The organism is Ruegeria sp. HKCCD6604, from assembly GCF_013110635.1.
Classification (GTDB): Bacteria; Pseudomonadota; Alphaproteobacteria; order Rhodobacterales; family Rhodobacteraceae; genus Ruegeria.
This window is the reverse complement of sequence record NZ_WVQW01000003.1, coordinates 379788-391229: the sequence shown is the minus strand read 5'-3', so window position 1 is coordinate 391229 and position 11442 is coordinate 379788. Positions and strand designations below refer to the sequence as shown.

The following is an 11442-nucleotide window of genomic DNA, read 5'->3' as shown; positions in this document are numbered from 1 at the left end:
GATCGAGCCAAAAAGCTCGGGATCACGATCAGAAAGGGACTGGGTGAAAAATCCGTCTGAACGGTGCGGGGCATTCACGGGTCATATCTCCTTGTAGAGGAACGCAATGCAGCCACGGCTGCGTTGGACGCCATTGCGTGATGTTTGAAGGTGGCCTCAGATCACGCGGTCCCGAGGTTCACGGCCTTCGAAGAAATCGCTCAGGTTGTCGAGAACCCGAAACCCCATCGCCTCGCGCGCTTCGCGGGTTGCGCTGCCCAGATGCGGCAGCATGACGAGGTTGTCGCATTGCAACAGATCCGGGCTGACCCGCGGTTCACCATCGAAAACATCCAATGCAGCGCCGCCGATCATGTCGAACATCAACGCCTGGATCAGCGCCCATTCATCGATCACTTCGCCCCGTGCGGTGTTGATCAGGAAAGCGTCAGGCTTCATCAGGCCAAGTCTGCGCGAATTGATCAGATGGCGGTTGGCTGCGCCGCCCGGACAGTGCAGTGAAACGAAGTCACATTGCGGCAGCAGGTCATCGATGGTGTCCACCTGTCTTGCGTTGCATTCGGCGAGAACATTGGGCGATACGGCGCTACGGTTGCAAACCAGCACGTCCATGCCGAACCCGTGATGCGCACGGCGGGCCATCTCCTGTCCGATGCGGCCATATCCGATGATGCCCAGTGTCTTGCCGCTGACCTTGGTTCCGACCAGATGCGTGGGCCGCCATCCTGTCCACTGACCTGCACGCAACTCGCGTTCGCCCTCACCCGCCCGACGCGCCACCATCAACAGCAGCGTCATGGCGATATCGGCGGTGCATTCGGACAGAACGTCGGGCGTGTTGGTCACGGTCATACCCAACTCGCGTGCCAAGGGCTCGCAGATATGGCTGTAGCCGACGCCGTAATTGGCAAGGATTTTCGTCTGCACACCCGGCACATCCAGTGCCTCGGCGCTCAGCGTGTCCGTTACGGTGGGCAGCACGGCGTCATAGGATTTCAACGCTTGCCGGATTTCAGCCGGGGACATGGGTTTGTCGCCGGTGTTCAATACGGTGTTGTAGTTCTCGGCCAGCTGCGCCTCGACGGCAGCAGGCCAGCGACGGGTAACCAGAACCGAAGGTTTGACCATCACGCAGCCTCCATCACGCGGGCGATCGTCTCACCGATCACTGCAGGGTTTTCGGCCACGGTGACACCTGCGGCGGACAGGATCTCGACCTTTTCGCTGGCGCTTTCGCCGAAGGCCGAGATGATCGCCCCCGCGTGCCCCATGGTGCGGCCTTTCGGAGCGGTCAGACCGGCGACATAGGCGATCACGGGTTTGGAGATGTGGTCGCGGATATATTCGGCGGCTTCCGCTTCCTGCGGGCCTCCGATTTCGCCGATCATGGCGATGACATGCGTGTCTTCGTCGTCTTCAAACCGTTGAAGGATGTCCTTGAAGGACGATCCGTTGATCGGGTCGCCCCCGATTCCGACACTGGTCGAAACGCCGATCCCGCGCTCTTTCAACTGGGCCGCCGCCTCATATCCCAATGTCCCCGAACGGCCGATGATCCCTACATTTCCTGGAAGATAGATATGCCCCGGCATGATGCCCAACAACGCCTTTCCGGGCGAGATGGTGCCGGCACAGTTCGGACCGGTCAGAACCATGCGTTTCTCTTTCGGATAGCGATACATGTACCGTTTCACCCGGATCATGTCCTGTGCCGGAATGCCGTCGGTGATGCAGACGCAATAGCGGATGCCCGCATCGGCGGCCTCCATGATGGAATCCGCCGCAAACGGGGGCGGTACGAAGACCAGGCTGGCATCGGCGCCGGTGGCTTCGACGGCCTGTTTGACGGTGTCAAAAACCGGAACGCCTTCGACGGTTTCGCCCCCCTTGCCGGGCACGACGCCACCCACCACGTTCGTGCCATAGTTCAACATGTCCTTGGTGTGGAACCGCGCCATGCGCCCAGTGATGCCCTGCACGATGACACGCGTGTCACGATCGAGAAGAATGCTCATTACACAACCCTCATTTTGGTGCCCTGAGTAAGGTCGTTTTTCCACGCGCCCACAGCGCGTTCTGCCGCCTCCATCAGCGTCGTGGCGCGAATGATCGGCAATCCGGACTTGGCCAGGATCTTCTGGCCTTCTTCGACATTCGTTCCGGCCAGCCGCACGACGACGGGAATATCGAGGTCTAGTTCCTTCAACGCCTGAACGACTCCTTCAGCCACCCAGTCGCAGCGGTTGATACCGGCGAAGATGTTGACCAGAATGGCCTGAACATTGTCATCCGACAGGACCAGCCGGAACGCCTTGGCCACCCGTTCAGGCGACGCGCCACCGCCGATGTCGAGGAAATTTGCAGGCTCGCCGCCTGCCAGCTTGATCGTGTCCATGGTGGCCATCGCCAGACCGGCGCCGTTGACGATGCAGCCGATATTGCCGTCAAGCCCGACATAAGACAGCCCGCGATCCGCAGCGCGGCTTTCGCGCGGGTCTTCCTGGCTCTTGTCGCGCAGTTCGGCGATCTGGGGGTGGCGAAACAGGGCGTTGTCGTCAAAGCTCATCTTGGCATCCAGCGCCAGCACCCGATCATCACCGGTGATGACCAGCGGGTTGATTTCAACCATCGTGGCGTCAAGATTGCTGAAGGCGGCATAACAGCCCTGCAACGTCCGCACCATTTGCTGGATCAGTTTGGCTTCAACCCCAAGATTGAAGGCAATTTCACGGGCCTGAAACTCCTGAAGCCCGACGGCCGGTTCCACGATGGACCTGACAATGCTGTCGGGGCGGTCGGCCGAGATATCCTCGATCTCCATCCCGCCTTCGGACGAGGCGACGATCATCACCCGCTGGCTGGAGCGGTCCAGAACAAAGCCAAGGTAGATTTCGCGATCAATCGGCACGGCGGCTTCGACATAGACACGATAGATGCCTTTGCCTTCAGGACCTGTCTGATGCGTGACCAGCTTGCGACCGAACAGATCATCGCAAGCCTTGTAGATTTCATTTTCGCTGTTGCAGAGCTTGACCCCTCCGGCCTTGCCGCGCCCGCCCGCATGGACCTGCGCCTTGACAATCCATTTGTCGCCCCCCAGTTCGCGCGCCCGATAGGCCGCCTGTTCGGGACTGTAGGCAAGCGCGCCCGCGGGCACGTCGACGCCGAATTTCGAAAGAACTTCTTTCGCCTGGTATTCGTGGATATCCATCTGGTGTGCTCCTGTTTACGCAGCTATCGAAGTGCCATAACGGCTTTCCAGAAGAGCTTCGATCGCGTCTTGATCGACCTCTCGGCCCAGCTCACGAATGGCTTCGGCGAACAGGCGTACGATCTGGCTGACGACCTCGCGATTCAATTGATTGAGGATGCCGATGCGCACCTGCACCGGTTCGCTCAAGGTGGGCCAGATGCCAAACCCGCGGGCGCGGCAGTTCTGCACCAGTTCCATCTCGCGGCCAGAAAGCGCGGAAGGCAGGTTGAGCACGATCAGGCTGGGCATGTCCGAGGTGACCTCGCACCCCATCTCGGTCACCGCGTCCCGAAGAACCTTTTCATGCGTCCGGTAAGACATCGACCGCTTGGCCAGACCTTCCTGCAAGGTCAGGCGCAATGACTCGTGGAACGCCGCAACCGCATATCCGGAATGGGTCCGGTGATAGGTGCCCTTTTCCACGTCCTGCCCATCGACGATGCCCCAGTGGCGGGCCTCGAAGATCGGATTGTGCACATAGGTATAAGCACCTGTGGATTCCAGCGCCTCGATATAGGCATCGGTAAAGCTGACAGGGGCATAGGTCAGCGGCAGGCAGCACAGGCCTTTCTGCGGACAGGATGCCCAGCCTGCCACACCCGGATAGTCATCGATCGCAAAGTCTTCGACACCCAGTGACGAGACCGCATCGATCAGCCCCATGGCGCCATGACGTTCACATGCCTCCGAGAAACCGCGCAGATCGTTCACCCTGCCTGATCCGGTTTCCCAATGCGCCATGAAGGCCCATTTCGGCTTGTGTTCGGCCAGAGTCGCTTCAACCAGTTCAGCCGTCACCGGCTGGCCATGTGGAACCTCGACCACCGTGACACTCGCCGCCTGCGGGTCAAGCGGGCTGGCCGCGTGCTCGGCGGGCGTTGCCGCCTTGATCCGCAGCGTCAGCGCGTCGATCCCCGAAAATGTGCCATTGGTGAAGGCCACGACCTTGTCACCGGGCATGACGGCCGAGAACATGGTGTCCAGAGCGCTCCAGCCGGTACCCGCGACAGCGAAGGTGTAAGCGTTCCGTGTGCCCCAGATTTTCCGCAGCATGTGCTTGCATTCGATCATGCCCCTGAGGACGTCGCCCTGCATGTGATCGGCGACCCCTGCGCCGGCGAAGGCTTTCAGGATACGCACATCTGTATTGCCCGGCCCCGGCCCTGCGGCAAGGGTCTCGGGAATTTCGAGCGGAGGGAAAATCTGAAAGGTCATGGTCTGACATCCTCGGCTGTTGGCCGGGCATTGCGGCCTGATGGTTCAAGATACCGATCAGAAAACGCGAGCTTGCCGGATGGCGCAACGTAACTTACTACTGCTTTTGGATGGCTAATAGTGTGGGTAATTACCTACCCGTTTTGGCAAAAATACGACGGTATACCGAAATCTACCCCACCCTTTTGGGTAGTATTTTGTAAAATATGGGCAAAATCATATGGTTGAGACATCGGACAAACCCATCGACATCATGCTTGCGGACAGCAACCCGCTGGTGCTTTCGGCCATGTCGGAAATTTTCGAACGTGATCCGCGATTCTCTCTGGTCGCCACTTCGGCAACGGCGGAAGGGTTTCTGGGTACGGTGATGCGGATACCTGTTCAGGTCGGCGTCGTGGACTGGACGCTTCCGGCCCTGGGCGCCGCCAAATTGATCGAGGTGTTGCGCGATCAGGCCGATGCACCGCGCTTTGTCATCTATGGCGATGCCTCCGGAGATGTTCCGCGATTGGCCATGCAGGCGGGTGCCGCTGGATTTGCTGCCCGCTCGGGCGAGGTCGAAGGCCTTCTTGAGACCTGCGCCGAAGTGGCAGCAGGCAAGATGGTGTTTCCTTTCATCGACGTCCGGAAGATGAAACAGGATCCGATTCAAAGCCTGTCGCGCAAGGAACGCGCCATTTTGGAGGCTTTGGCACAAGGCATGTCGAACCGGGAACTGTCCAAGGAGCTTCAGATATCCACCAACACGGTCAAATTTCACCTGTCCAATATCTATGAGAAGCTGAACGTCAAAAACAGAACTCAAGCGATTGCGTTTTTCTATTCGTCCCACCGTGGGGCGGACTAGACGACAAGAACAGAGAGCCCAGATGACTGAAATCAAAATTAACGTTGTCGGTGCCGGGCGGGTCGGCAAAACGCTGATCAGCCTTCTGGATGGCACTGATGGCTGCCGGATCCAGGATATTCTGAGCACATCCTTTCAGTCGGCAAATGAAGCTGCCCAGTTGTCCAAAACCGGGCGCGTTGCAGCAAGTTATGCCGATTTGCGGCCAGCTGATCTGTGGATCCTCTCGGTGCCCGACACGCAAATTTCTGCGGTGGCCCACGAATTGAAAGAGGCGTTCGAGAACCAAGAAAGAACCGGAAAGCCTTCAGTGGCGTTCCATTGCAGCGGCTATTTTCCTGCCGAGCAACTGGCGCCGTTGCGAAGCCTCTCATGGTCTCTGGCCAGCGTTCATCCCGTCCTGTCTTTCGCCGATCCACAGGCCGCTGCTGCGCAATTCAAAGAGGCATTGTGCGGGTTGGAAGGCGACGAAGACGCCGCAGCGTTCATTCAGCCGCTTCTGGAGGGATTGGGAGCCACCTGTTTTCCCATCCGGTCTGAAAGCAAAAGCCTGTATCATGCAGCCGCTGTGATATCGAACAACTTCGCCGTTGTCTTGCAGGCCATCGCCCGCGAAGCGTGGGCCGAGGCGGGCGTGCCGGACGAAACTGCCCGCAAGCTCAACGCTGGTTTGTTGAGCAGCACAGTCGAAAACGTCGACCTACTTGGCCCACAATCTGCCCTGACCGGTCCGGCGGCAAGAGGGGACTCAGAGGTCGTTGCCCAGCAGGGCGCGGATGTAGCGGCGTGGCACCGCGATGCAGGTGAAATTTACAAGCAAATGAGCCTGCTGGCGCAGAAGCTGAAGGCAACCGGTTTCACGAAGTAATCGCCAGATCCATTGCTGAAAGGCATTTTGGATCCTGCGTTCGAAACGCGTCGCGGAAAAGGGGGGCCCGGGCGTTTCTTTTGCGAATCCCTGAAACATGTTACGTTGGGTCAACTTTCGAGATTTGAATTTTCCCGGCACTCAGTTTCTTGCAGCGCTTTCCTACGAGGTGACTTCATGTCCGACTCCAGCAGTGAGCCCCCGCGCATTACGCTGTCCCTTCCGATCTCTCGACCAAATCCCACGATCTCGGCGGAACTCTCGGGATCGGCCGGTTTTACGGCTGACAGCCTTGACGATCTCAGGCGCGTCGAAGCCGAGAAGCTCAAGGCGCTGCGCCGTGGTGTAGGCATTGACCTGTCTGCCGAGGTGATCAACGATCTGGTCGATCAGCGCGTGCAGGCCACCGGTGCAGTCTTTCGTCAGCTCGAAACCATACGCAAGGATCTGACCGACGGGTTTCTGGGCGCTGTCGTCCCAACCCTTGCCCCGAAACTGCGCGGTGAACTGATCAATCCCGACGGCACCCCTGCCGAGCGGGTAATCGTTGAAGCGCTGCGCCCAACCTTTACCGCCAGTGAAGGCATCGACAACGCGGATTTTTCCTGGGCTGTAAAAGCCGCCGTAACGGATGCGCGGGGCCTGTTTTCGCTGGATCTGCCCAATCTGCGCCTGCCGCAAAATGGACTCAGATTGCGGATCCGGGGGCAGAACACCACTCTGACCGAAGCAGTGCCGCGCATTGATGCATTGGATGGCGAACTGGGACTTGTGGTGCTGGATCGCACCGTCCTCCCTTTGCAGCGCTCGATCCTGGGTGAGCTTGCCGATATTCTGCCGGTGGATCCCGAGGATGCGGAAGAAAACATATCCGATTTCACCGGCACGCAGGCGCCCATCGTGCTGGGCGAAGGTGATTGCGCTTCGGAATACCGAACCGAAGGAGGCACGGTTTCGCGGCGGCGTTATTCGGTTCTTTATCGGCTAATCGACCCGCTTGTCGGACCGAAAAACATCGTTCGCACCCGCTCCGTTGGCGGCAATCGCTTTGTCACGACAATTCCGGGCGGCACCTTTGCGCAGGCCAATCTTTCTGCCGAAACACTGTTGAGCGCATTCAATAATGACGGCGGAGACTGGGATTTCCGAGATCGGATACCGATTGACGAACCCATTGATATCGAGGATTTTTTCGAAGACCTGGAACAGCGCCCGCAGGATGTGCCAAAAGCTTCCAGCCTGGCGCTTGGCTATATCGCCAAGATGCGTTCAACCGCCGTTCACGCCGGAATGTCATTGGGGCGTCTGGTCTATTCCCTGCCGCTTGCCCCGGGCGAGGAACAACGGATCGTCGTGTCGGAACAGCGCGAAACCCTGACCGTGCGCGAACGCGAAAGCCTGACCTTCGAGGAACAACAGGAATTCGAAGAGGCGCGCGATACCTCTTTCGACAGCACATTCGAAACCGCGCTGGACGAAGTGATCCGGGGAACATCCTCTTTCTCGACCAAGGCGTTCACAAAAAGCTTCGGGGGCGCCGGTGGCATTGGTGGCGGTCTGTTCGGCGGCATCGGGGCCATAGTGGGCGGAGTCGGTTTCAGCGGCGCGCGTTCCAGCTCCAACTCGTCAGGCAGTTCGTCCAACACGCAGAACACGTCCCGCGATTTTCTGTCAGACACGCACGAGACATTCTCGGCTGCGCTGGAACGGGCCGCTTCGGTCAAGCGAAGTTCGGCCCGAACCAGCGTTCGCACAGCCACGGCAAGTGATCGGCGGACGGCGACGACAAAATTCGTGGCCAACCGCAACCACTGTCATGCAATGACGATGCAATGGTTCGAAGTTCTGCGCGACTTTTCCCTGGAAACGCGGATCGAAGGCGTGCAATTGGTCGTCTTCGTTCCCATGCAGCTCATCCGCTTTCGCCGTTTGGGGCAAGGCGATCAATTGCCGGGCAATGTCAACCGGTCAGGATTGCTGCATCGATACAAAGTGATCCTGCGCCACGCAGACGTTTTCCGCCGGGTGTTCCGAAACCGTCGCAGATTCCGCACCGCCCTCAAACTGTTGGAAGAGTTTTACGCGGACAAGGACGCGACACCGCAGAATGCTCCGGGTGTCGCGCAGGACATCGTCAGCTTCGAGGCTCAGGGCACTTTCATGCCCAATGATGACATATCCGCGGTGATCTTCACGCAGGATGGCGATCGCGTTGGGCCAGTGCCTCTGACCGGATCGCCGATCGACATCGACAACCTGCATGACTTGCCTGCCGAGACACGCGAAAACCTGCTGGTTCGGCTGGCTGACGCGCGCCGTGATCCAACCAACCGGCGGACTTATACCGGATCCGTGGCGTTGCCCCGCTCGGTCGAACGTTCCGACATCGCCCGCGTCGAGTTGCGCAGGCGGACGGGCTCTTTTGCCTATTCATTCTATACCGGCCCGGACCCGATCAACATCTTCAACATTTGGGAACATATCTCGAACCTGGAAGATGCGGATGATCTGGATCGCGCCACGCGCAACATCAACCGGAGCCTTCACACCACGATTTCAGGCTCGGATTTCGACGATCTGGTCGGCGCGCCGATGATCAGCGAGTTCGAAGCGCGCATGAATGAAGACGCGCAGACCATCGTTGACGACAATACATTCCAAGCTTTGCCTGCAACCCTGCCCTATTCGGTGCAGGAAGTGCCGGATGTGCTGTCGCGCCGTGATCTGCGGCGGATCGAAGAAATGTATCAGCATATCGTTGCCGACACCGTTCGCTATTCTCGCGTGATCTGGGCCAGTATGACGGATGAAGAACGGGCCATCCTGCTGGAACGTTTCACGATTGGCGTGCCGGATGGCGGGTTGGATGACGCCTCAAGCGAAATATCGCTGCTCAGCACGGTCCAGAACAAGGTGCTGGGGTTCTATGGCAATGCGATGATCATGCCCTTCTCGATCCCGCCCGATCTGGCCGACAGAATGGAGATGCGGACCGGCGACATTCAGGACAGTCTGCTGGCCTTCCATCGGGAAGACTTCCGGCCACCGCGCCGCACGATCTCGCTGCCGACCCGGGGGCTGTTGGGCGAGGCCGTTCTGGGCCGCTGCAATTCCTGCGAGATGATCGACCATCGCCGCTTCTGGAACTGGCAGGACAGCCCGACGCCACCCCCGGTTGGTGACACGCCGGTCCTGCCCGCGGACAGTGATGCAATCTTTGGCACCCGTGCGCCATCGGACCTGCCGGCCAATCAACCTTCGAACACGCTTACCATCGCAGGGGGCGACATCGGCACGGGCCAGGCCGTGCCCACTTCGCAACTGGCCGAGATCCTCAAGGCCGCGCCTGATCTTGCACGGGCGGGAACCGATCTGACCGGCCTGAAAGAGTTGCAGGCGCAACTGGCCCTTGAAACGCAATCGGTCGCCGCCGGTCGGGACAAGGCCATAGACACGGCGACGGATCTGACCAAAGAGCTTGTCGGCAAGGCCACTGAGCTGGCGGGCAAGGGGCAAGAGATCGCTGCGGCCCGCAAAGAGGAAGAAGCCAAAAAGCAGGCCGCCGAGAAGAAAAAGACAGCTGCCGACAATGCCGCAAAGCTCAAGGGGTTTGAGGATATCGCCAAGAACGCTTCGGGAGTTTCTGCGCTGATTGGCGGGCAACCGGATGGCAACCGGACCGGTTTCGTTCAAAACCTGTTCAAGGATTTCACCGGTGGCGCTGCGGCTCTGGCCAATCCTTCCAACACGTTGCTTCTGGCCAAGCTTTTCGGGGCCTTTACCAAAGCCAATACAGATGCAGATGACGGCAGCGCAACCAAGGCCGGCAGCCAATCCGTACTGGATTTCCTCAATGGCCTGAGCGCCCCTGCGGAGGACGAAGATGAGTGACACCAGCACAAATGCAACTCCCGAACCGGGCATCGATGAAAGCCTTGCCGAGGCCATCATCAATATTCTTGAAACCACCAATTCTCCGGCGATACAGCGCGCCCGAGAGGTTATAGCCCACAGGCTGGCCATCGCTGGCGACATTGCCCCATCCCGCATCCCGGCCCCGCGCAACATCACCGAGATCGGCGGCTACATAAATCTGCTCAGCGAGTATGGAGAGGCCGAACAGCGCGCGCGCATGATCGCGGCCGCGCTGGGCATAGCAGGGCCGCAGATTTCGCTGCCACAGCCCGGTGCCGTTCCACCGTTGTCCTTTGTCACACGTGACGGTGCCCGACCTGCGGGGCCGCAACAACCCAGCTTCCCGTTGACCTATACGATCCGCAGCGACTTTGTTCCGGCCTTTGACAATGCGGTGCAGGAAATCACAATCCGCGGTGGCGCGGTTCCGATTTTGACACCTTTCAGGGTCCTGCCTGCTGCGGGGTCTGCACCCGCAACAGACGGCTCTGCGCAGCTGGCTCTGATCGGCCGGACACTCAGCCTGGCGCCAACAGCGGCTTTGCACGCCGTGGCAACTGATCCTTTGTCGCTCAGCCGTCCGACGGCTGGTGGCGGGTTCGAGGTTATGGCTCGGGTCATCGACGCCGCCGCACCGATCGCCGGAACCATCGCGGCGGCGAACTGGACAAGTTGGGAATGCGATGCCTCTGCCTGTACCGAAGTCGACAGCAACGATGCGCGCTTTGCGCTCACACCACTGCTGAACGCCGCCGGGTGGCACCAGCCCGCGGATCCCGGCAATCCGACCAGTCTGTCAAATCCCGGAACCTGGGCGGAATGGCGCAACATCACCGGGCTTGTGCCGGGCGTCACGCGGTTTGCGGATGAGCTGCAACTGCTTTATTCCGCTGAAATGCTCATTACCTCACCGGTCTTCAATCAACTGGACAATGTCTGGACAGGAAGCGAGTTCGCGGCGCCATAGCACGGCTGCCTGAAACGCAGGAAAGTGAATTGGCAATGCGCCCTTCATGAGGTTCAATGCATTCAGGAGGTCAGCCATGCAAAACCCCGAGCGTTTCGAGAAATTCTATTTCGCCAAAGTCGGCATGGGCGAAGCCTGTGGCTGTGCCGAGCGGATAATCGACGTGTTCGAATTCAACCGCAAAGGCGGTGCGCAATCCAGGCAACCTGTGAAACAGGACAGGCGCAGACGCGGGTCCTTTCGGGCATGGGCGGTCAAATATGGGCTGATGAGCCGCAGGCGCACATAGCCAGGGCCTGACGACGCACAAGGTTCGCTTTCCGTTTCATGGCGTGGCTCAGGCGGTATGATTGCATATCTGAAACCACCATGTC

The 11442-nt window shown here is 59.4% G+C and carries 9 protein-coding genes; 5 read left to right on the top strand and 4 right to left on the bottom strand.

Annotation, left to right across the window (positions count from 1 at the left end; all coding sequences use genetic code 11):
- Window positions 1–156 precede the first annotated feature (156 nt).
- The 4 genes from GS614_RS11780 to GS614_RS11765 are packed head-to-tail and all read right to left on the bottom strand — an operon-like array spanning window position 157 to window position 4468.
- Window positions 157–1128: a D-glycerate dehydrogenase gene (locus tag GS614_RS11780; RefSeq protein WP_171726357.1), complete on the bottom strand. Its 972-nt coding sequence runs from the start codon at window positions 1126–1128 to the stop codon at window positions 157–159.
- Window positions 1128–2015 carry a succinate--CoA ligase subunit alpha gene (gene sucD, locus GS614_RS11775; RefSeq protein WP_171120863.1) on the bottom strand — a complete coding sequence of 296 codons (888 nt, stop codon included), beginning with the start codon at window positions 2013–2015 and terminating at the stop codon, window positions 1128–1130. The genes GS614_RS11780 and sucD overlap by 1 nt, the downstream gene beginning before the upstream one ends.
- On the bottom strand, window positions 2015–3211 hold the full coding sequence (locus GS614_RS11770; protein ID WP_171230724.1) for a malate--CoA ligase subunit beta: 1197 nt from the start codon (window positions 3209–3211) through the stop codon (window positions 2015–2017). Before GS614_RS11770 ends, sucD begins: the two co-directional genes overlap by 1 nt.
- 15 nt (window positions 3212–3226) lie before the next feature.
- Window positions 3227–4468, bottom strand: coding sequence for an aminotransferase class V-fold PLP-dependent enzyme (locus tag GS614_RS11765; protein ID WP_171726356.1), 1242 nt, complete (start codon window positions 4466–4468; stop codon window positions 3227–3229).
- Window positions 4469–4688: 220 nt separating this feature from the next.
- On the opposite strand from GS614_RS11765, the gene GS614_RS11760 reads away from it, so the two are divergent.
- The 5 genes from GS614_RS11760 (at window position 4689) to GS614_RS11740 (ending at window position 11357) form a co-directional block, all read left to right on the top strand.
- The gene (locus GS614_RS11760) at window positions 4689–5318 is read left to right on the top strand and encodes a response regulator transcription factor (RefSeq protein ID WP_224859546.1); all 630 of its coding nucleotides are present in this window, start codon (window positions 4689–4691) and stop codon (window positions 5316–5318) included.
- Window positions 5319–5340: 22 nt separating this feature from the next.
- Window positions 5341–6186 carry a Rossmann-like and DUF2520 domain-containing protein gene (locus GS614_RS11755; protein ID WP_171726355.1) on the top strand — a complete coding sequence of 282 codons (846 nt, stop codon included), beginning with the start codon at window positions 5341–5343 and terminating at the stop codon, window positions 6184–6186.
- A gap of 177 nt (window positions 6187–6363) precedes the next feature.
- On the top strand, window positions 6364–10077 hold the full coding sequence (locus GS614_RS11750) for a hypothetical protein (RefSeq protein WP_171726354.1): 3714 nt from the start codon (window positions 6364–6366) through the stop codon (window positions 10075–10077).
- Window positions 10070–11068 carry a hypothetical protein gene (locus GS614_RS11745; RefSeq protein WP_171331933.1) on the top strand — a complete coding sequence of 333 codons (999 nt, stop codon included), beginning with the start codon at window positions 10070–10072 and terminating at the stop codon, window positions 11066–11068. Before GS614_RS11750 ends, GS614_RS11745 begins: the two co-directional genes overlap by 8 nt.
- A 76-nt stretch (window positions 11069–11144) precedes the next feature.
- Window positions 11145–11357 (top strand): hypothetical protein, encoded by a 213-nt coding sequence (locus GS614_RS11740; protein ID WP_152460419.1) that lies wholly within the window; start codon window positions 11145–11147, stop codon window positions 11355–11357.
- Window positions 11358–11442 lie beyond the last annotated feature (85 nt).

Coding starts and splice junctions, on each gene's coding strand:
- GS614_RS11745 (WP_171331933.1), top strand. CDS start 10,070: ATGAGTGACACCAGCACAAATGCAACTCCCGAACCGGGCATCGATGAA.
- GS614_RS11765 (WP_171726356.1), bottom strand. CDS start 4,468: ATGACCTTTCAGATTTTCCCTCCGCTCGAAATTCCCGAGACCCTTGCC.
- sucD (WP_171120863.1), bottom strand. CDS start 2,015: ATGAGCATTCTTCTCGATCGTGACACGCGTGTCATCGTGCAGGGCATC.
- GS614_RS11760 (WP_224859546.1), top strand. CDS start 4,689: ATGGTTGAGACATCGGACAAACCCATCGACATCATGCTTGCGGACAGC.
- GS614_RS11780 (WP_171726357.1), bottom strand. CDS start 1,128: ATGGTCAAACCTTCGGTTCTGGTTACCCGTCGCTGGCCTGCTGCCGTC.
- GS614_RS11740 (WP_152460419.1), top strand. CDS start 11,145: ATGCAAAACCCCGAGCGTTTCGAGAAATTCTATTTCGCCAAAGTCGGC.
- GS614_RS11755 (WP_171726355.1), top strand. CDS start 5,341: ATGACTGAAATCAAAATTAACGTTGTCGGTGCCGGGCGGGTCGGCAAA.
- GS614_RS11770 (WP_171230724.1), bottom strand. CDS start 3,211: ATGGATATCCACGAATACCAGGCGAAAGAAGTTCTTTCGAAATTCGGC.
- GS614_RS11750 (WP_171726354.1), top strand. CDS start 6,364: ATGTCCGACTCCAGCAGTGAGCCCCCGCGCATTACGCTGTCCCTTCCG.